The 20,318-nt window shown below is 71.7% G+C and carries 18 protein-coding genes; 13 read left to right on the forward strand and 5 right to left on the reverse strand.

Annotation, left to right across the window (positions count from 1 at the left end; translation table 11 throughout):
* Positions 1-19: 19 nt before the first annotated feature.
* The 4 genes from ACIQWX_RS22835 (at position 20) to ACIQWX_RS22850 (ending at position 4,881) form a co-directional block, all read left to right on the forward strand.
* Positions 20-1,879 carry a primary-amine oxidase gene (locus ACIQWX_RS22835; RefSeq protein ID WP_400874320.1) on the forward strand — a complete coding sequence of 620 codons (1,860 nt, stop codon included), beginning with the start codon at positions 20-22 and terminating at the stop codon, positions 1,877-1,879.
* Between the two features lie 6 nt (positions 1,880-1,885).
* A complete protein-coding gene (locus ACIQWX_RS22840) occupies positions 1,886-2,620 on the forward strand; it encodes a MoaF C-terminal domain-containing protein (protein WP_400874323.1) in 735 nt (244 codons plus the stop codon).
* Positions 2,621-2,623: 3 nt separating this feature from the next.
* Positions 2,624-4,228 (forward strand): amidohydrolase, encoded by a 1,605-nt coding sequence (locus tag ACIQWX_RS22845; protein ID WP_400874325.1) that lies wholly within the window; start codon positions 2,624-2,626, stop codon positions 4,226-4,228.
* Between the two features lie 65 nt (positions 4,229-4,293).
* The gene (locus ACIQWX_RS22850; protein WP_400874328.1) at positions 4,294-4,881 is read left to right on the forward strand and encodes a TetR/AcrR family transcriptional regulator; all 588 of its coding nucleotides are present in this window, start codon (positions 4,294-4,296) and stop codon (positions 4,879-4,881) included.
* A 4-nt stretch (positions 4,882-4,885) separates the two neighbouring features.
* Here the strand turns inward: ACIQWX_RS22850 and ACIQWX_RS22855 are convergent, their stop codons facing one another.
* Together ACIQWX_RS22855 and ACIQWX_RS22860 are read right to left on the reverse strand one after the other, a co-directional pair.
* Positions 4,886-5,806, reverse strand: a complete 921-nt coding sequence (locus ACIQWX_RS22855; RefSeq protein ID WP_400874331.1) for an alpha/beta hydrolase — start codon at positions 5,804-5,806, stop codon at positions 4,886-4,888.
* Positions 5,803-6,777 carry a methyltransferase dimerization domain-containing protein gene (locus ACIQWX_RS22860; RefSeq protein ID WP_400874334.1) on the reverse strand — a complete coding sequence of 325 codons (975 nt, stop codon included), beginning with the start codon at positions 6,775-6,777 and terminating at the stop codon, positions 5,803-5,805. The genes ACIQWX_RS22855 and ACIQWX_RS22860 overlap by 4 nt, the downstream gene beginning before the upstream one ends.
* A gap of 226 nt (positions 6,778-7,003) precedes the next feature.
* Here ACIQWX_RS22860 and ACIQWX_RS22865 point away from each other — a divergent pair, with 226 nt between their 5' ends.
* Genes ACIQWX_RS22865 through ACIQWX_RS22885 form a run of 5 tightly spaced genes read left to right on the forward strand, consistent with a single transcriptional unit; the run spans position 7,004 to position 12,817 of the window.
* A complete protein-coding gene (locus tag ACIQWX_RS22865; RefSeq protein WP_400874337.1) occupies positions 7,004-8,737 on the forward strand; it encodes a dipeptide ABC transporter ATP-binding protein in 1,734 nt (577 codons plus the stop codon).
* Positions 8,734-10,311 carry an ABC transporter substrate-binding protein gene (locus ACIQWX_RS22870; protein WP_400874340.1) on the forward strand — a complete coding sequence of 526 codons (1,578 nt, stop codon included), beginning with the start codon at positions 8,734-8,736 and terminating at the stop codon, positions 10,309-10,311. Before ACIQWX_RS22865 ends, ACIQWX_RS22870 begins: the two co-directional genes overlap by 4 nt.
* Positions 10,308-11,252 (forward strand): ABC transporter permease, encoded by a 945-nt coding sequence (locus tag ACIQWX_RS22875; protein ID WP_400874343.1) that lies wholly within the window; start codon positions 10,308-10,310, stop codon positions 11,250-11,252. The genes ACIQWX_RS22870 and ACIQWX_RS22875 overlap by 4 nt, the downstream gene beginning before the upstream one ends.
* The gene (locus ACIQWX_RS22880) at positions 11,249-12,079 is read left to right on the forward strand and encodes an ABC transporter permease (protein WP_400874346.1); all 831 of its coding nucleotides are present in this window, start codon (positions 11,249-11,251) and stop codon (positions 12,077-12,079) included. Before ACIQWX_RS22875 ends, ACIQWX_RS22880 begins: the two co-directional genes overlap by 4 nt.
* Positions 12,080-12,094: 15 nt before the next feature.
* Positions 12,095-12,817, forward strand: coding sequence for an alpha/beta fold hydrolase (locus ACIQWX_RS22885; protein ID WP_400874349.1), 723 nt, complete (start codon positions 12,095-12,097; stop codon positions 12,815-12,817).
* Positions 12,818-12,862: 45 nt separating this feature from the next.
* On the opposite strand, the gene ACIQWX_RS22890 is transcribed toward ACIQWX_RS22885, so the two are convergent.
* Entirely contained in the window at positions 12,863-13,789 is a 927-nt protein-coding gene (locus ACIQWX_RS22890) for an aldo/keto reductase (RefSeq protein WP_400874352.1), read from the reverse strand.
* Positions 13,790-13,834: 45 nt separating this feature from the next.
* Here ACIQWX_RS22890 and ACIQWX_RS22895 point away from each other — a divergent pair, with 45 nt between their 5' ends.
* Positions 13,835-14,554, forward strand: coding sequence for an SDR family NAD(P)-dependent oxidoreductase (locus ACIQWX_RS22895; protein ID WP_400874355.1), 720 nt, complete (start codon positions 13,835-13,837; stop codon positions 14,552-14,554).
* Here the strand turns inward: ACIQWX_RS22895 and ACIQWX_RS22900 are convergent, their stop codons facing one another.
* Positions 14,555-15,844, reverse strand: a complete 1,290-nt coding sequence (locus ACIQWX_RS22900; protein WP_400874358.1) for an amidohydrolase — start codon at positions 15,842-15,844, stop codon at positions 14,555-14,557.
* 56 nt (positions 15,845-15,900) lie between these two features.
* Between ACIQWX_RS22900 and ACIQWX_RS22905 the strand changes: the two genes are divergently transcribed.
* From ACIQWX_RS22905 to ACIQWX_RS22915, 3 genes are read left to right on the forward strand one after another with little or no spacing between them, the layout of a single operon-like run.
* A complete protein-coding gene (locus ACIQWX_RS22905; RefSeq protein WP_400875865.1) occupies positions 15,901-17,004 on the forward strand; it encodes a zinc-binding dehydrogenase in 1,104 nt (367 codons plus the stop codon).
* 9 nt (positions 17,005-17,013) lie between these two features.
* Positions 17,014-17,961 carry an aldo/keto reductase gene (locus tag ACIQWX_RS22910; protein ID WP_400874361.1) on the forward strand — a complete coding sequence of 316 codons (948 nt, stop codon included), beginning with the start codon at positions 17,014-17,016 and terminating at the stop codon, positions 17,959-17,961.
* A complete protein-coding gene (locus tag ACIQWX_RS22915; protein ID WP_400874364.1) occupies positions 17,958-18,800 on the forward strand; it encodes an alpha/beta hydrolase in 843 nt (280 codons plus the stop codon). The genes ACIQWX_RS22910 and ACIQWX_RS22915 overlap by 4 nt, the downstream gene beginning before the upstream one ends.
* Here the strand turns inward: ACIQWX_RS22915 and ACIQWX_RS22920 are convergent.
* Positions 18,784-20,217: a GMC family oxidoreductase gene (locus ACIQWX_RS22920; RefSeq protein ID WP_400874367.1), complete on the reverse strand. Its 1,434-nt coding sequence runs from the start codon at positions 20,215-20,217 to the stop codon at positions 18,784-18,786. The two genes, ACIQWX_RS22915 and ACIQWX_RS22920, sit on opposite strands and share 17 nt — an antisense overlap.
* Between the last annotated feature and the right edge of the window lie 101 nt (positions 20,218-20,318).

Here is a 20,318-nt window from a genome sequence, read left to right on the forward strand (position 1 = left end):
GCGCGCGAGACTGTCCAGGGTGAGCACGCCGCATCCCCTCGACCCGCTGACCGCCGCCGAACTCTCCGCCGGGCGGGCCCTCCTCGCCGAGGCCGGGCTCGTCACCGGCACCGTCCGGTTTCCGCAGGTCGTGCCCCTCGAACCGGGCAAGGCCGACGTCCGCGCCGGCACCGGGAACCGGCGGATCCGCTACACCCTGCTCGACACCGCCACCGGTGGATCCGGCGAAGCCACCGTCGACGTCACCAAGAACGAGGTCGACTGGCACGGCTGGACGACCGAACCCGGCCAGCCGTCCTACCTCTTCGAGGAGTACGAACTCGCCGAGCAGCTGACGAAGGCGTCCGCGGGCTGGCAGGCCGCGATGGCCCGCCGCGGCCTCGGCGACCGGATCGACCACGCCTTCTGCGCGCCCCTCGCCCCCGGCCACTTCGGCCGCGAGGACGAGACCGGCCGCGTCATGCGCTCGCTGACCTTCCTCCGAGAGGACGAAGGCGACAGCCCGTGGGCCCACCCGGTCGAAGGCCTGATCGTGCACCTCGACCTGACCAAGCAGGAAGTCCTCCGCGTCGAGGACGAGGGCGACATCCCCGTGCCGGCCGAGCACGGCCGCTACACCGGCGTCACCGCCCGGACATCGCAACGGCCGATCGAGATCACCCAGCCCGACGGCCCGAGCTTCGCCGTCGACGGCACCGAGGTGACCTGGGAGGGCTGGCGCCTGCGCGTCGGCTTCAACTCCCGCGAAGGCCTGACCCTGCACCAGGTGAGCTTCCAGGACCGGCCGGTCCTGTACCGGGCCTCCGTCCCCGAGATGGTGGTCCCGTACGGTGACGTCGCGCCCGGCCGGTTCTGGATCAGCTACTTCGACGCCGGCGAGTACCAGTTCGGCAAGAACGGCAACGACCTGCGGCTGGGCTGCGACTGCGTCGGCGAGATCCGGTACTTCCCGGCCTGGGTCGCCGACGACCACGGCGAGCCCGTCGAAATCCCGCGCGCGATCTGCCTGCACGAAGAAGACGGCGGCATCCTCTGGAAGCACACCGACCTCGCCGGGACGCCGGAGGTGCGCCGCTCGCGCCGGCTCGTCGTCTCCTCGATCTCGACCATCGGCAACTACGACTACGGCCACTACTGGTACTTCCACCTCGACGGCTCGATCGAGTTCGAGGCGAAGGCCACCGGCGTCGTCTTCTGCGGGGCCGGCACGCCCGGTCAGGACCAGCCACACGCCACCGAACTCGCGCCCGGCCTGTTCGCGCCGGTGCACCAGCACCTCTTCTGCGCCCGGCTCGACGTCGAGGTCGACGGCGAGCGCACCAGCCTGCACGAGGTCGACGTCGTGGGCGTGCCGACCGGCCCGGACAACTCGTACGGCAACGCGTTCACCTGGCGGAGCACGCCGCTGCGGACCGAAAGCGAGGCCCAGCGGCACGCCGACCCGGCGCACGCGCGCGTCTGGGAAGTCCGCAGCGCCACGCAGGTCAACCGGCTCGGCAAGCCCACCGCGTACCAGCTCGTCCCGCGCGCGTCGGCGACGCTGATGGCCCAGCCCGAAGCGTCCGTGCACGCGCGGGCCACCTTCGCGACGCGGCACCTGTGGGCGACGCCGTACCACCAGGACGAACGCTACCCGGCCGGCGAGCGGCCCAACGCCCACCCCGGCGGCGCGGGCCTGCCCGCCTGGACCGCCGCCGACCGCGACCTCGTCGACGCCGACCTCGTGCTCTGGCACGTCTTCGGCCCCACCCACGTGCCCCGGCCGGAGGACTGGCCGGTGATGCCCGTCGACAAGTCCGGCTTCCTGTTCCGGCCGTACGGCTTCTGCGACCGCAACCCCGCGCTCGACCTGCCCTCGGGCGACCACTGCGACCACTGAGGACACATGACTCTTTCGGACACTTCGACCTGGCTCCCCCTCGACGGCCTCGCGCCCGGCTTCGACGCGAACAAGGCGCCCACCGTCGACGACCTGCACGGCCGTTCTTTCGTTCTGCGCGACGACGACGGGCCCGTCTTCACCTGGCAGGGCACCGACGAGACGTTCCTGGTCGACGACGACCTGTACTACGTCCAGGTCCAGCCGACGGAACGCGAAGCGGTGTCGCTCTTCCTGGATCTGCGCGACGGCCGCGCCCTCGTCGTCACCACCACGATCGGCGACCACGGCACCCCGCGCGTCACCCAGGAGTTCCGGCCCGCGACCATCGACGGCCTCGAAGTCCGCGGCGAGGCGATGGCGCCGAGCACCGCGCTGATCGGCCGCCGCGTGCTGTGGGTGTACAGCGCCGAACACGCCTACGAGCACGTCTACCTCAGCCCGCACTGGTACACCTGGCAGTGCCTGGCCGGCCCCGAGCGCGGGCTGGCCGACACCGACGAGAACACCGTCTACCGGGTGCGGCCGGGCATCCACGTCTTCACCTGGCGCGAGAAGATCATCCCGTGCGCGTCGGTCACGATCGCCGACCACCGCGACGCCCGCAACCTGCGTTCGCACGGTGTCCTCTTCGGACTCGACGCCACCGGCGAGCAGCCTACGCACTTCACCTTCGGCGCCCACGGCAAGCTGCTGAGCACGACTGTCCACCCCGGACCGTACGACCCCGCGGAGGGCTGAGCCGTGGCCGCCGACCTCGTCCTCACCAACGCCGTGGTGTACACAGTGGACAAGGCACGTCCGTGGGCGTCCACATTGGCCGTCGGCGGCGGGAAAATCCTCGCCGACGAGGAGATCGGCCCGGCCACCGAGGTGCGCGACCTCGGTGGCGCGTTCGTCCTGCCGGGACTGGTCGACGTGCACAACCACCACGCGATGGCCGGCCGCGCGGACCTGTTCGAACTCACCTTCGGCGCCGACGCGGGCTTCGAGGACATCCTCGACGCCGTCCGCGTCCGGGCCGCCTCGCTCGGCCCGGACGAGTGGCTGACCGGCGGTGCCTGGGCGTCCACCCTGGTCTCGAAGCTGTCCACGGTGGCCGCCCGGCGGGCCCTCGACGACGCCGCGGGCGGGCGGCCGGTGTCGCTGGCCGACGACAGCCGCCACAACCGCTGGGTGAGCAGCCGCGCGCTGGAGCTGGCCGGGATCACCGCGGCCACGCCGGACCCCACCGGCGGGGTCATCGTGCGGGACGGCGAAGAGCCGAGCGGCCTGCTCCTGGAGGCCGCCGGGGTGCTCGTCGAGCGGGTCACCGGCGAGCTGACACCCGAGCAGCACCGGCGCGCGTCGCAACGGGCGATCGAGATCCTGCACGGCTTCGGCGTCACCGCGTTCCAGGACGCCGGGGTCTCGACCGACATCCTCGGCGCGCTGCGGTCGCTGGACTCCGCCGGCGAGCTGACCGCCTGGGTCGTGTCGTCGCTGCTGGTCAACGACCCGATCTTCGGGTTCGACCCGGTCGGCGCGCCGCTGCTGGAGGTCGCCGGGCGCTACCGCACCGAGCACCACCGGCCGGACTTCGTGAAGATCTTCCTCGACGGCGTCCCGCCGACGCGCACGGCGGCGTTCCTCGAGCCGTACCTGCCCGACGACGTCCACGGCGGCTGCCACCACGGCTCGACGACCATGCCGCCGGACGAGCTGACCGAGTGGCTGCTCACCGCGGCCGCGGCGGGGTTCTCGGCGAAGGTCCACTGCACCGGCGACGCGTCGGTGCGGCAGTTCCTCGACGCGGTCTCGCGGGTCCGGGCCGCGGGGTTCACCGAGACGCGGTTCCAGGTGGCGCACGGGCAGTTCGTGCACCCGGACGACCTCCCGCGGTTCGCGGCACTGGGCGTGGCGGCGGACGTCTCGCCGTTCCTGTGGGTGCCGGGCGTGATCCCGGACGCGATCGCGGAGGTCCTGCCGGCTTCCCGGGCGTCCCGGATGCAGCCGAACCGGACGCTGCTCGACAGCGGTGCCCTGGTCGCGGGCGGCTCGGACTGGCCGGTGAGCGAGTCCCCGAACGCGTGGGAGGGCATCGCGGGCCTGGTGACGCGGTCCGACCCGCACGGCCGGCGGCCGGGGGCGCTGTGGCCGGAGCAGGCGATCACCCTGGCCGAGGCGATCGAGGTGTTCACCCTCGGCGGGGCGCGGGCGTGCGGCCTCGACGACGTGACGGGGTCGCTGACGCCGGGCCGGTCGGCGGACTTCGTGGTGCTGGACCGCAATCCCTTCGAGACGGCCGACGTCGCCGGGACGCGGGTCGTCGAGACGTGGTTCGCGGGGAACCGCGTGTTCCAGCGGTAGCCCGGGTCGGTACTCGCGGGTAGTTTCTCCTACACTGGTAGAGAAACCAGTGCGGGAGGTGCCGGGTGCCCAAGATCATCGACCACGACCAGCGGCGCAGGGACATCGTCGACGTCACCTGGGACCTCATCGTGCGCGGCGGGATCGAAGCCGCCACCATGCGGGAGATCGCCGCCGCGGCCGGGTTCGCCAACGGCGCCCTCAAGCTGTACTTCCCCGGCAAGGAAGACATCATCGCGGCCACCTACGAGCGCGCCCTCGACATGATGCGGCAGTACGTCGACCTCGACGGCCTCCGCGGCCTCGACGCGCTCCGCGAGATCTGCGTGTCCTCGATGCCGATCGACGAAGAGCGCATCACCGCCGGGCGCGTCCTCATGATCTTCTGGCAGATGTCCCTGGCCAACCGGCGGATGCACGACAAGTACCTCGAGCACGTCCGCGAGTGGCGCGGCCTCCTGCACCGCTTCCTGACCGAGGGCCGCGAAGACGGCGACATCGTCACCGAAACCCCGGACGAGCAGATCGTCGACGAAATCGTCCTGCTCAACGCGGGCGCCAACGTGATGAGCCTGGTGGCGGGTGAGTTCTCCACGGTCGGCCTCCAGCACCGGCACCTGGAGTCCCTCCTGGAGCGCCTCACCCGCCCCTGACGTCTCAGCCGAAGATCCCCCGCAGGTACGCCGCCACTTCGGCGTGCGACCGCGGCGACGCCGGCAGGTCCGTGTACAGCCCGTAGAACCCGTGGATCTGCCCGGCGTACCGGTGGACGTCGACCGCGACCCCCGCATCGGCGAGCCGGGCCGCGAACGCCTCACCCTCGTCGCGCAGGACGTCGTACTCCGCCGTCAGCACCAGCGCCGGCGGTAGGCCCGACAGATCCGAACATCGCGAAGGCAACAGGTACGGATCGTCCAAAGCGGACGGATCCGGGACGTACTGGGCGAAGAAGAACCGCATCGCGTCGGCCGTCATGCCGTAACCGGTCGCGAAGTCCGCATAGGACGCGAACCCGTCGTCGGGATGGCCGAACACCGGGCAGATCAGCACTTGCGCCGCGATCCCCGGCCCACCGCGGTCGCGCGCCATCAGCGACACCACAGTGGACAGGTTGCCGCCCGCGCTCTCGCCGCCGACCGCCAGGGCGGAAGCGTTCACCGCCGGACCCGCCCCACCCCCGGCCAGCCACTCCAGGACCTCGTAGCAGTCGGAAGGCGCGGCCGGGTAAGGATCTTCCGGGGCGAGCCGGTATTCGACGGCCGCCACCGCGACCGACGCGGCCGCGCACACCGACCGCGAGGCGACCTCGTTCTCGTCGATCGAGCCGATCGTCCAGCCGCCCCCGTGGATCCAGAGGAACGCCGGCACCGGGCCGGCCGCCTCCGGCAGGTACAGCCGCACCCGGAGGCCGCTCGGGAGCCGGTGCTCGGTCACCGACGCGACCGGGGCCACCACGCCCGGATTCGGCCGGGACGCGGCGAAGGCAGCCCGCAACTCGACGGCCGTCATCGGCCGGTCCGGCGCTTCCGGGCTCTGCGCCAGCATCTCCCGGACGGCGGGGTCGAGGCTCACGCTCACACCGCTTCCGCGACGAGGACCCGCGGCGAGCCCGGCAGCGTCAGCCGGTCCACCGGCCGCCACCCGGCGTCGGCCAGCCAGCCGCGGACGTCCGCCTCCGGGTACACCACCGTTCCGTCGATGACCAGGTACTCCCCCGCGTGCAGGGCGTCGAGCGCCCGCGGCGACGGATCGTCGTCCAGGAAGAAGTCGAGCAGCAGCAGCCGCGCGCCCGGCGCCGCCGCGGCGCGAGCGTGCCGCAGGATCGCGCGGTTCTCCTCGACGGAGAACCGGTGCACCACGTGGTTCACCATCACCAGGTCGAACTCGCCCTCGGGTTCGGCGTCCGGTGTGGGTTCGCCGACGACCGTCGTGCGGTCCGCGAACGAAGCCACCGCCGACGTCACCGACGGCACCGACCGCGGGTCGTAGACGAACGTCGCCCGCAGGACGTCGTTGGCCCGCAACGCGCCGAGCGCGAACTCGGCCGAAAGCCCGCCCAGGTCGAGGAGGTTTTTGAAGCCCCCGAAGTCGAAGGCGTGAGCCAACTGCCGAGCGTGTAGGGCGTTATACACCATGACCCCGCCGAGGAAGGTGTCCCAGCGGTCGCCGGCGAGGTCGAGGTCGCCGGATTCGCCGGTGTCGGTGGTGTGCGCGAACTGCTGCCAGTGGGGGTAGCTGATCGTCTCGAGGAAGGTCAGGAACGGCGCGAGGTCCAGACCTCCTCCCCCGAGGTGCTCGGCGGTGTCGGCGGTGAGCGCGTAGCGACCGTCCACGCGGGACAGCAGGCCGAGGGATGCCATGGTGTCGCCGAGGATCCGGGTGATCTTCTCCGGCCGGCCGGTCCGCTCGGCGAGGTCGGCGGCGGTCGCCGGTCCGTCGGCCAGCGCCGGGAACAGGCCGATCCGGTTGGCGGCGAAGAGCTGTTGCGCGGCCATGTAGCCCACCGCGATGTCCACGATCCGTTCCGGCGTGGCTGGGGTCGTCGTCACGTCGTCCTCCTTCTGTTCGACGCGGACACTCTACATGCGTAGATAAACCAGTCCAGTGCCGATTTCGCCCGCACAGCACCAAAAACCGGTGAGATCTCAACTTCCTACGTTTGTAGAATAAAACCATTGACACCGCATGACGGCGGTGTCAACATGCGTAGAACTACCCCTGCCGGTGCCCGGCAGTCCGGCCCGCCGTCGCGGCGGGCACGAGGAAGGGGAATCCATGACGCTGCTCGAAATCCGGGACTTCACCGTGGGTGTGGTCGCCGGCGGCACCGAGCGCGAACTCGTGCGGGAGCTGTCGCTCGACCTCGAGCGGGGGCAGACGCTCTGCGTGGTCGGCGAGTCCGGCAGCGGCAAGACCGTCACCGCCCTGTCGATCATCCGCCTGCTCGAGTTCGTCGCCCCGGTCCGCACCCGCGGGGAGATCGCGATCGACGGCGTGGACGTCACGAAACTGCCCGCCGACGCGATGCGCGCCTACCGCGGCCCGCGGATCGGCATGATCTTCCAGGAGGCCCTCGACTCCCTGAACCCGGGCCGCCGGGTGGGCGGGCAGCTGGTCGAGGCCTACCGCGAAGCCGGGTCGCTGCCCGGCCAGGCGGCCCGGCGCGGCAGCCCGCTGCGCAAGCGAGCCGAGGCGAAGGCGCGTCGGCTGCTGACCGAGGTCGGGCTCGCCGACACCGGCCGGATCCTGCGGCTGTACCCGCACCAGCTCTCCGGCGGCATGCAGCAGCGCGTGATGATCGCGCTCGCGTTGATGGCCGACCCCGACCTGCTCATCGCCGACGAGCCGACCACGGCGCTGGACGTCACCACGCAGGCGGAAATCCTGACGCTCTTCGACCGCGTGCGCCGCGACCACGGCACCGCCTGCGTGTTCATCACCCACGACATGGGGGTCGCCGCGCAGGTCGCCGACCGGATCGCCGTGATGTACCGCGGCCGGCTGGTCGAAGTGGGCTCCCGCGACGAAGTCCTGACGCGGCCCCGGCACCCCTACACCCGCGCGCTGCTCGGGTGCGTGCCGCAGCTCGGCGTCAGCCGCCGCGACGGCTTCCCGGTCATCTCCCCCGCGCTGCTCGAATCCGCGATGGCCGGCGGCGCGACCGAAGCCGTCGAGACGCGGGCCCTGAAACCCCGGCCGGACCGGGTGGTCGAAGGACCGCCGCTGACGATCACCGCCGCGTCCAAAGTGTACGGACGAAAAGGACGCGTGCACGCGGTCCGAGAGGTCTCCCTGGAGATCCCAGCAGGCGAGTTCTTCGGCCTGGTCGGCGAGTCCGGCTCGGGCAAGTCCACCCTCGGCCGGCTGGTGACCGCGCTCGAACCGCCGACGTCGGGCACGATCGCGTTCGGCGCCCACGGGATCACGCCCGCCGGGCTGACCGGCGACGAACGCGCGTTCCGCCGCCGCGTCCAGCTGATCTTCCAGGACCCGCAGAGCTCCCTGGACCCCCGCCACACCGCCGCGCGGATCATCGCCGAGCCGCTGAAGGAGCTGACCCCGCTGCGCGGCGCCGAACTCGACCGGCGCGTCGCCGAGCTGATCGACGAGGTCGGCCTGCCGAAGGACACCGCCGGGAAACTGCCGTCGCAGCTGTCCGGCGGGCAGCGGCAGCGCGTCTCCATCGCCCGCGCGATCGCCGCGGGTCCCGAACTGATCGTCGCCGACGAGCCGACCTCCGCCCTCGACGTCTCGGTGCAGGGCCAGGTGCTGAACCTCCTGCTGGACCTGCGCCGCACCCGCACGCTCAGCCTGCTGTTCATCACCCACAACCTCAGCCTCGTGCTGTCGGTCGCCGACCGCGTCGGCGTGATGTACCGCGGCGAGCTGATCGAGACGGGCTCGCCCGACGAGATCCGGCTCGCCCCTCGGCACGACTACACGCGGCGGTTGCTCGCCGCCAACCCCGACCTGCCCGCCCTCCCCCACACAGGATCGACGCGCCCATGAAGAGAACTCCGTTGCTCGCCGCCCTCGCCGCCGCGGCCACCCTGCTCGCCGGCTGCACGGGGAGCGCCGGCACCACGGCCGCCGCCGACGGACCGCCCGTCCGCGGCGGCAACCTCACCGTCGCCGTCCCCACCGATCCGCAGTCGCTCGACATGGTCGCCAACCCCGGCCAGGTGACCGCGCAGATCGGGAACATGCTGTACGAGAAGCTGTTCGAGGTCGACCAGCACTTCGTCGCCCGGCCGATGCTCGTCGACACCTACGACACGAGCGCGGACCGGCTCACCTACACGTTCAAGCTCCGCCAGGGCGTCACGTTTCAGGACGGCAACCCGCTGACCGCCAATGACGTCGTCGCCAGCCTGCAACGCTGGCAAAAGAGCCACCGCACCGGCCAGCTGGTCACCCCCGACATCGACGCGATCACGGCGGCCGATCCGGCCACCGTCAGCATCAAGCTCAAGCGGCCGCGCTACCCGCTGATCGACGAACTGGCCGGCGCGGGCACCGAAATCTACGAGGCGAAGAACCTCGTCGGCCTCCCGGCGACCGGGTTCGGCCAGGACAAGGCCATCGGCACCGGGCCGTACAAGCTGAAGAGCTGGGACATCGGCCAGCAGCTCGTCCTCGAGCGCTACGACGGCTACAAGTCACGGTCCGAAGAGGACTGGGGCGGTCAGGCCGGCGCCAAGCACGCCTACCTCGACACGGTCACCTACAAGATCGTCGGTGACCAGGACGCGCTGGTCAACGGCCTGCAGACCGGGCAGTGGGACCACGCGATGCCGGCCAACGACCAGTACGAGCAGCTCAAGGCCAACCCGAACCTCGTCGTGCACAACCTGCCGGGCGGCAACGAGAACGTCATCATCCCCAACTTCAACCCGGGCTCGAAGTTCGCCGACCCGCGAGCGCGCCAGGCGCTGAACCTGCTGCTGGACAAGCCGGCCATCAACGCGGCGACCGGCGGCAGCAAGGACCTGACGATCGAGACCGGCGCGTTCGCCTCGCCCGACAACAAGGCTTCCTACTCGACCGCCGGCGAAGACGTCTACAAGCAGCACGATCCGGCGCGCGCCCAGCAGCTGCTCGCCGAGGCCGGCATCACCGCCGGGGCGACGATCCACATCGTCACCACGAACTCCTACCCCGAGTTCGGCAAGTGGGCCGTGCTCATCCAGGACGAGCTGGGCAAGATCGGGCTGCAGGCCAAGATCGACACCTACGACTTCGCCACGATGCTCGGCACGCTCACCAAGGACCCGGGTGGCTGGGACATCACGACGCTGTTCTTCGACTCGTCGCTGACCTCGCCCGCCCAGATGCCCGCGCTCACCCTAGGCACGCTGAACGGCTCGTCGTCGCCGGAGCTGGACGGGCTGATGACCGAGTTCAACGCTTCGACGTCGCCGGAGCAGGCCAAGGCCGTCATCGACAAGCTCCAGGCCTTCACGTGGAAGCAGCTGTCGGTGATCACCCTCAGCCAGTCGAAGCTCTACGCGGCCTACACCCCGCGGCTCAAGGGCTACGGCGACTTCTACCGCGTCTTCTGGAACTCCTGGCTGGCCGCATGACCGCCGTGCTGCTGCGCCGGCTGCGCGACCTGGCGATCATCCTGGTCATCGTCGGTACGATGATGTTCTTCGTCATCCGGCTGATCCCGGGCGACCCGGCCCAGGCCATCCTCGGCCCGACCGCGCGCCCGGCCGACGTCGCCGCGCTGCGGTCGAGCCTCGGCCTCGACGGCTCGCTCTGGCAGCAGTACCTGACCTGGGCCGGGCACGTGCTGCGCGGCGACTTCGGGACGTCGATCACCTACCACCAGCCGGTGCTCGACGTGGTCGCTGCGCACATCGTGCCGACCCTGACGCTGGCCGTGCTGTCCACAGTGCTCAGTTTCTTCCTGTCGGTGGCGATCACGGCGTGGCAGGCGGTGTCGCCGCGCAACCCGGTGGCCCGCGCGCTCGACCGGCTCTCGGCGCTCGGCATGGCGATGCCGGACTTCTGGATCTCGCTGGTGCTCGTACTCGTGTTCTCGGTGACGCTGCGGTGGTTCCCGTCCAGCGGCTACCACGACCTGCTGACCGACCCGGTCGCCGCGGTGCCCTCCCTGGTGCTGCCGGTGACCGTGCTCGTGATCGGGCAGACGGCGTTGTTCGTGCTGACGCTGCGCGAGAGCGTGCTCGGTGAGCTGCCGCTGGCGTACCTGCGCACCGCGCGCGTCAAAGGCTTGCCAGAACGGCGGGTGATGCTGAAGCACGTCCTGCCGAACGCGCTGATGCCGCTGGTCACGCAGCTGGGCAGCAACTTCGCCATGCTGGTCGGCGGGATCGTGATCATCGAGTCGATCTTCGTCGTGCCGGGGCTCGGCCACCTGCTCATGGGTGCGGTGTCCACTCGCGACTTCCCGCTGATCCAGGGCGTGACGTTGTTCGTCGCGGTGCTGTTCGTCGTGGTCAACCTGCTGGTCGATCTGTCGTACGCGCTGCTCGACCCGAAGGTGCGGGTCGCATGAGGAACCGCACCCTGCTCGTCACCTCGGTGCTGCTCGGCCTGATCGTGCTGGCCGTCGTGGTGCTGCCGTTCTTCCTGCCGAGCGTCAGCGCGACCGACCCCGTGCACCGACTGCTGCCGCCGTCGGCCGCCCACCCGCTCGGCACCGACTCGTTCGGCCGGGACGTGCTGGCGCGGCTGGTGTCCGGCGGGCGCGCGTCGCTCGGGCTGTCCGCGCTGATCACGCTGTGCGCCGCGTTCTCCGGGATGGTGATCGGCCTGGTCAGCGGCTTCTACCGGGCGGCCGACGCGGTGCTGATGCGGCTGATGGACGCGTGGATGTCGTTCCCGGCGATCATCCTCGCGATGGCGCTGGCCATTTCGCTCGGCGCGAGCATCTGGACCGAGCTGATCGCGTTGACGGTGATCTTCACGCCGTTCACCGCGCGGGTGATCCGCAGCCGCGTGCTGGGCGTCGCCGGCCGGCAGTACATCGGCGCCGCGCGCGTGTCCGGGATGAGCCGCCGGAAGATCCTGCTGGTGCACGTGTTCCCCAACGTGCTGCCGCTGGCCTTGGTGCAGGTCGTCATCCTCGCCGCGGCCGCGATGCTCGTCGACGGCGCGATGAGCTTCCTCGGCCTCGGCATCGCCCCACCCACGCCGACCTGGGGGAACATGATCGCCGAAGGCCGCTCGTACCTGGTCACCGCGCCGTGGCTGGTCGTGGTGCCGGGCGTGACGATCATGGTCTGCGTCTTCCTGCTCAACCTCGCCGGCTCGGCGCTGCGGCTCGCCGTCGACGCCCGGGCCCGCACGCTCAGCGAGCTGCAACGCCTCCGCCGTTCCTAGTCAGAAAGGACTTCCTTGACGCTCCCGACTTCCCTGGCCGTGCGCCGGTTCGCCCCTGCCGGCCTGCCTTCCGGGCCGCCGGTGCTGCTGGTGCACGGGTTCGCCTCCGACGGGCACATCGACTGGGTCAGCACGGGCTGGCCGGCGGCGCTCACCGCGTCCGGCCGCGCGGTGGTGGTGCCGGACCTGCCCGGGCACGGCTCGAGCCCGGCGCCCGCCGACGCCACCCCGCAAGCCGTCGTGAAGGAACTGGCGTCGGCGGTCGGCGAGGTGTCCGAAGTGGACGTTGTCGGCTACTCGCTCGGTGCTCGGCTGGCGTGGGAACTGCCCGCGGTGCTGCCGGTCCGGCGCCTGGTGCTGGCCGGGATCAGCCCGCACGAGCCGTTCGGCGCGGTCGACGTCGAGGCGGCGCTGGCCTTCGCCGGCGGAGGCAAGCTCCCGGCCGACCCGCTGACCGCGGCGATCTCCCGGATGATCACGGCGCCGGGCCGGGACCCGGTCGCTCTCGCGCACTGCATCGAGGGTTTGCGCCGGGAGCCGTTCGCGCCGCGCGTCGGGACGCTCACCGTGCCCACCCGGTTCGTCGCCGGGCGGGACGACCCGATCAGCCAGGGCATCGAAAGCCTGGTCCCCCTGGTGCCGGGCAGCGACCTGCTCCTGGTGCCAGGCGACCACGGCGGCGCCCTGCGCGGCTTCCCCTTCCGCACGGCCGCCCTCACCTTCCTCGACACCCCCTAATGAGAAAGGGCGGCACTTTCACGTGAAAGTGCCGCCCCTTCCTCGTCACCAGGTGCCGTCGGGGTTGACTTCGCGGTCCAGCCAGAGGTGGTCGACCGCCGTGCGGATCTCCGTGCCGTGCTTGCGGGCCAGGTCCAGGGCGCCGAGGTTGTCGGCCAGTTGCGACGCCCGGCTCACTCCGAACAGGACGTTCGCCACCGGGGCGTACGCGAGGCAGAACGCCAGGGCCAGCTGGGCGCGTGTCGCGCCGAACTCCGCCGCGATCGAGCCCAGTTCGGCCGATGTGTCCACTATGGACTGGCGGATCGCGCCGACGTCGGCACCGATCTTCCGGGCCGGTGCCGCGTTGCCCAGCAGGACACCGCCTTCGAAGACGTCCGAAGCCTGCAGGATCAGGCGTCCGCTCGCGATGTGCTTGCCGTAGTACTCGCCTTCCGCCATCGAGCGACGGGCGATGGAGTACTTGAGCTGCGCGAACTCCGGCGCCGGCAGGCCTTCGCGGGCCGCGAAGCCGTAGGCGAGGTCGAGGTCGGCGGCGAGCCAGTTGTTGACGCCCCAGCCGCCGATCCGGCCGGCCCGCACCTGCTCGGCCACCTCCGTGACGACCCGCGGGATGTCCGGGCGCTCGCGGTAGTCCCCCACGACGACGAGGTCCGCGTAGTCGGTGCCGATCCGCCCCAGCGACGTCTCGAGCTGCTCGGCGAAGCCGCTGCGCGGGTAGTCCCAGAGCCACAGCTTCCCGCAGAGGACGTAGTCGTCGCGGGCGATCCCGGCCTCCCTGACGGCCTCACCGAAGAGGATGTCGGTGCGGGAGTTCTCGGCGTGCGGCCCGAAGTCGTAGTGGGCGACGTCGAACAGCGTGACGCCCGCGTCGACGGCGGTCCGCAGCAACCGGGCGGCGTCTTCGAAGTCCATCCGGTCCCAGGTGTTCCACGATCCGAGGCCGAAGACCGATCTTCCGAGCACGCTCACGGGTTTTCCTTTCGTCCCAGCACTTCGTTCGTCTACGATTGTAGAATGAAAACACGGATCGTGGTGGTGACCGGTGGCGCGAGCGGGATCGGGCGGGGTGTCGCCAAAGCTTTTCTCGCCGAAGGCGACCGGGTGGTCGTCGCCGATGTGGACGCCCGGGCGGCGCACGACGTCGGCCGCGAGATCGGGGCCGAGCACGTCCAGCTGGACATCTCGGACGCGGCTTCGGTCGATGCGGCCGTCTCCCTGGTCACCGATCGGTTCGGGCCGATCGACGTCCTCGTCAACAACGCCGGGCTGGCCGGGGGCGGCGGACCGCTGACCGAGCTGGACGCCGACGTCTTCGACCGGTGCGTGCGGACCAACTTCCGCGGCACGTTCCTCATGACCCGTGCGGCCGGCGCGCGGATGGCCGCGGGCGGCGCGATCGTCAACGTCTCGTCGATCGGCGCCCGGCAGCCGACGCCCGGGCTCGGCCACTACGAGGCCACGAAGGCGGCCGTGGACGCGCTGACCCGGTCCGCGGCCTTGGAGCTGGCGCCGCGCGGGATCCGGGTCAACGCCGTCGCGCCGGGGCCGGTGCTCACGCCGATGACCGCCGGCTTCGCCGCCGACACCGCGGCGCGCGCGGCCTGGGAGGCGCGGATTCCGCTGGGCCGGATCGCCGCGGTCGAGGACGTCGTGCCCGCCGTCGTGTTCCTGGCGGGCGCGACCCACATCACCGGGGTGAGCCTGGCGGTCGACGGCGGCCAGCTGCTGACCTGACTATCCCTTGTGGACGACCCGGCCGCCGGTCACGGTCACCTCGACCGCGACCGACGGCAGGTCGGCCAGTGCGACCGCGCAAGGATCGGCGGCCAGAACGCAGAAGTCGGCAACCTTGCCCGGTTCCAGGGAGCCCTTCCAGGCCGCGGATCCGTCCTGCGCGGCCGCTTCGGTGGTGTAGCACCGAAGCAGCCGCTCGGTCAGCTCGGGCGTGACTCCTCGCGCACCCAGCAGTTCCCCCGCCGCGGCGAGGTGGACGCGCCAGTCGGGGGTGACGACCGGCGCGTCACTGCTCAGCGTCAGCTGCACGCCGAGGTCCAGGATCTCCCGCAGCGGCCACGCTTTCGCCGCGACGTCGTCATCGAGCGCGGTGGCGACCATCGGCCGCATCGCGGTGGCGATCGCGGGCTGCGTGGTCAGGCCGACTCGTCGCGCGGCCATCCGCCGCAATTGCGTGGGGGTGACGAGGTCGCCGTGCACGATGTGGTCGCCGGCGCGCAGGCCCTCCAAAGCGGCCTCGATGCTGCGTTCGCCGGTCGCGTGCACGCCGACGACCAGCCCGGCTTCGTGCGCCAGGGAGATCATCGACGCCAGGGCAGCCGCACGCTCGTCGTCGCCGGGGCCGTCCACGAGCAACGCGCCGTGAGTGCCGTCGGCGTAGCAGTGGTGCGTCCACGCGGTGCGCATCGGCGGGATCCCGTCGGCGAAGATCTTGACGCCGGTGACGGCGAGCCATTCCGGATCCGCTTCCGGCACCGGAGTGGCGAGGCCCCGCGCGAAGTCCGCCAGCGAACTGGCGCCGTCCAGGAGTCCGAACAGGCGCAGCACGGTGACGCGCGCCCGCAGCCGACCCCCGCGGTGCAGAGCCGCGTACTCCTCCAGGACCTCCGTCGAGAAGCACCCGGACTCGCCGGGGCCGAGCCCGGGCTCGGTGTAGCTGGTGATGCCGAGCGCCGCGCAGACGTCCCCGGCCCGCAGGATGGCCGCCCGGCGGTCTTCGGCGGTGACCACCGGGGCTTCCTCGTGCGGTGCGCCGAGCAGCGGGTGCGGCCAGCGCGCGCCGAGCCAGGCGGCGTGCAGGTGCGCGTCGTTGATGCCGGGCAGCACGGTGCGGCCGGCGAGGTCCAGGACCTCGGTGTCCGGTCCGATGTGGCCGGTCACGTCGCCCACCGCGGCGACCCGGCCGTCCCGCACGGCCAGGCCGTCCACCACCGTGCCCGCCGCGTCGAAAGTGCGCACCACTCCCCCTTGGACCACGAGGTCCGCCGGGCGGATCCGTTGTGCCGTCATGGTTTCCTCCCGGGCCTGGACTTTTTCTTCCACAACTGTAGACTAAAAAGATGGCCCTGCCCACCCACACGGAGGCCGCCGTCCTCACCGGCCACCACGCACCCCTCGAACTGCGCGAGCTGCCCCTCCCCGCGGAACCGGAGCCCGGCGCCGCGCTCGTCCGGCTCACCTGTACGACGTTGTGCGGCACCGACGTCCACCTCTGGTCCGGGCAGATGAGCCTGCCCGGCATGCTCCCGATGGTGCTGGGCCACGAAATGGTCGGCGAAGTCGTCGCGACCGGCCCCGATACCACCGACACGCTCGGCCGCGAGATCGGTCCGGGCGATCGGATCGGCTGGTCGGAGTCGACGTGCGGGAAGTGTTACGGCTGCATGATCCTGCGCGAGCCGGTGGCGTGCGAAAGCCGCGGCTACGGCTTCCTGCAGCGCGCCGACCGGTTCCCCTACGCCACCGGCGGCCTGACCCGCCACTGCTACGTCACGCCCGGCGCGGCGAAGCTCCTGCTGCCGGACGACGTCGAGGACACGTGGGCGTCGATGTCCGGCTGCGCGGGCAAGACCGTGCTGCGCGCGGTCGCGCGGTCCGGCGGGATCCGTCCGAACGCGACAGTCGTCGTCCAGGGCGCCGGCGCGCTCGGCGTGTTCGCCACGGCGGTCGCCCGGCTCTGCGGCGCCGGGACGGTGATCACGATCGGTGGCCCAGACGACCGTCTGGCCGTCGCGGAACGGTTCGGGGCCACCGCGACCGTGTCCGTCGAGTCCACTCCGGACGAACGCGTCGAGCGTGTGCGCGAACTGACGGGCGGCCGCGGCGCGGACCACGTCTTCGACTTCGCGGGCGGCCCGACTGTCGGCGCGGAAGCCGTCGCCTTCGCCGCCCAGCGCGGGACGGTCGCGATCGTCGGGTCGACCGGCCCGGCGCCCTCCCCCGTGCCGCTGGGCACGGTGATGGGCAAGGAACTGACGATCGCCGGCTCGCTCAACGGCGACATCGCCGATTACCACCGCTCGGTCGAGTTCTTCCGCGCCTTCGCCGGGAGCATGCCCTGGGCCGAGCTGTTCAGCGCGCCGGTCGGGCTGGCCGGCGCGTCCGCCGCCGTCGAGTCGATGTCCCGGCTCGGCGAGCTCAAAGCCGTCATCGACCCCCGACTGCCCTAGGAGTCCGGAATGCGCATCCCCCAGCGCCGCATCGGCCGCGACGGCCCGCTCACCGGCGTGCTGTCCCTCGGCTCGTGGCACACCTACGACCGGATGGACTTCCGCGAAGCCGTGTCGCTGCTGCACACGGCCGTCGACGCCGGCATCAGCCTCTTCGACGTCGGCGTGTACGGCCTGCCCGGCAGCCCGCCCGTGTTCACCGACGTGCTGTTCTCCGCCATGGTCCGGGCCGCGGGCCTGCGCCGGGAGGACTACCTGCTGTCGGCGAAGCTGTGGCTCGAGGGCTATCCGGAGCACAGCTTGCGCAGCCAGCTGGAGAACGCTTTCTTCCGCGCCGGCGTCTCGCACGCCGATCTCGTCATTCTCGGCGACCTGCGACGCGACGACACCGACCTGCACGCCCTCGTCACCGACCTCGCCGAGCTGCATTCGGCCGGCCTGATCGGGCAGTGGGGTGTCAACAACTGGTCGGCGTCGGCGATCAAGGCGGTACACGGGTTCGCCGCCGCGGACGGCGTCCCCGGGCCGGCGATCGCGCAGCTCAAGTACAGCGTCGCCCGCCGGTCCATTCCGGACGGTGACCCGTTCGCCTCGGTGTTCTCCCTCGGCGTTTCGTTGCAGGCGTCCGACGTCTTCGAGGGCGGGGTGCTGCTCGGGAAGGGCGGCCGCCAGGTCGGCCGCGACCCCGGAGACGTGCGGCAGCGGATCGCCGGCTCGGCGTCCGGGCTCGCGAAGGCCGCTGCGAGCGTCGGAGCGACACCGGCTCAGTTGTGCCTGGCCTTCACCCTCACGCACCCGGCGACCACGACGACGTTGTTCGGTGCCACGAGCGTCGAACAGCTGACCGACAACCTGAAGGCGGTCGCGCTGGTGGACCGGGTGGGTGCGGCGGAGCTGCGTGCGCTGGTGGAGCCGTTCTGGGCGGACCGCGACGCCGTCGATCCGGAGGGGCCGTGAACCTGTCCGCCGAGACTCTGGCCGAAGTCCGCGCCACCGTCCGCGCGGAGAACCTCACGCCGGAGGAGGCGATCGGTGACCGGGACATCGTGTGGTCGGACCACGTCCTCGACGGCGGGGTGGTCGTCACGGTCCTGCGGCCCCGGCACGCGCGACCGGACGCACCCGGGCTGTACAGCATCCACGGCGGCGGGATGGTGCTGGACGACCGGTTCGCCGACCTCCCGCGGCTCGTGCCGCTGATCGAGGAGTTCGGGTTCGTCGCGGCGACGGTCGAGTACCGGCTCGCCCCCGAACACCCGCATCCCGCACCGCTGGAGGATTGCTACGCGGGTCTCGTGTGGTTTGCCTCGGAGTTCCGCTTCGCGCAGGTGGTCGTCGGTGGTGGCAGTGCGGGCGGCGGGCTGAGCGCGGGCGTGGCGCTGCTGGCGCGCGACCGCGGCGGGCCGGCGCTGGCGGGTCAGCTGCTGCTGTGCCCGATGCTCGACGACCGGACGTCGGCGGACCTCCCGGATCTAGTGTGGACGCGGGAGGCCAACGACTTCGGGTGGCGCAGTCTCCTGAATGGACAGACGTCCCCGTATGCGGCACCGGCGCGGATGACGGACTTGAGCGGGCTGCCGCCGGCGTTCGTCGAGGTGGGCGGGGCGGAGCTGTTCCGCGACGAGGACGTGACGTACGCGCAGCGGCTCGCCCAGGCCGGGGTGCCGACGGAACTGCACGTCTGGGCGGATGCGCACCACGGCTTCGACCGGTTCGCGCCGGAGGCCGAGGTGACGCGCGCGGCCCTGGCGGCGCGGTCCTCGTGGTTGCGCCGGCTGCTCAACCCGCGAGGATGAACTTCGCGGCCTGCTCCCCCACCAGGACCGCCGGTGCGTTGGTGTTGCCCGTGGTCACCTTGGGCAGCACCGACGCGTCCGCGACGACCAGGCCCTCGAGCCCGTGCACCGCCAGCCGCGGGTCCACCACCGCCGACGCGTCCGTGCCCATCCGGCAGGTGCCCACCTGGTGGTGGTACGTGATGGCCGTCCGGCGGACGTACTCGCGGAGGTCGTCCGCCGGGCCCGGGTACAACGGCCGCGCGCCCCACTCCTCCGCCAACGCCGGCGCGCGGCCGACCGCGAGGCACTGCTCCACCGACGCCACCAGGCTCTCGAAGTCCTCCGGCGACGACAGCGCAGCCAGGTCGATCAGCGGCGAGCCGTCCGGCGCCAGCCGCAGGCTGCCCCGGCTCGCCGGCGTCACCATCCCGGCCATCAGCGAGAACCCGGTCGGCGGTCCGGACATCCACGGTTCGTACATCGGCACGCTGAAGCAGATCGGCTGCGTGTCCGGCACCGCCAGGCCCGGCCGGCTGCGCCAGAACCAGTGCACCTGGGTCACCGACCGGCCGGAAACCGGCGGCTCCACCTCCCGCGAAGTCGTGAAGACGACCGGCGAAAGCAGGTGATCGTGCAGGTTCCGCCCCACGCCGGGGAGATCCGCGACGACGTCGATGCCGAGCGCGCGCAGTTCGTCCGCCGGGCCGATGCCGCTGCGGAGCAGGATCGCGGGCGACGCCAGTGCACCCGCGGCGAGCACCACCAGGTCCGCCGGCAGCGAGCGCACCCGACCGTCGATCGACGCGACCACCCCGGTCACCCGGGATCCCGAGAAGATCAGCCGCTCCACCAAGGCTCCCGTGTGGACGGTCATCCGCGAAGCCACCGGAAGACCGTACGCGTGCCAGGTGGTGAAGCGCCGGCCGTCGCGCACGGTGATCTGCTCGACGGACACGCCGTCCAGGGAACCGCTGTTGTAGTCCGGGTTCACCGGCAGCCCGGCCGTGACGCATGCGTCCACTATGGACTGCTGGATCGGGTGCAGCGGCTCGTTCGGCACGACCTCCAGGAGGTCCTTCTCGATCCGCGCGAACACCGGCTCGACGTCGGCCCAGGTCCAGCCCGGGAGGCCCCAGCCGTCGTAGTCGGCGGGCGCGCCGCGGACCCAGATCATCGCGTTGAGCGCGTGCGAACCCCCGAGCACGCGACCCCGCGGCAGGTGCAGCCGCCGGCCGCCCGCGTGCGGCTGCGGGACCGTGTAGAGGTCCCAGTCCTCGGGACCGTGCCACAGTTCCCCGGCCCGCGCGGGGTCGTGGATGGCGGGGTTGCCGTCGGGACCACCCGCTTCGAGCAGCGTCACCGCCGCTCCCGCGTCGACCAGCCGCCGCGCCACCACCGAGCCGGCCGAGCCGGCACCCACCACGATCACGTCCATGCGCCCCAGCCTGACGCGCGCCCGGCCGCGCGGGACGCATCCCTTCGCGGTCGGTCAACGGACATGCGTGAGCGGACAAGACCCGCGGCCGCCCGGCGCCC

Source organism: Amycolatopsis sp. NPDC098790, assembly GCF_044759945.1.
Taxonomy (GTDB): domain Bacteria; phylum Actinomycetota; class Actinomycetes; order Mycobacteriales; family Pseudonocardiaceae; genus Amycolatopsis.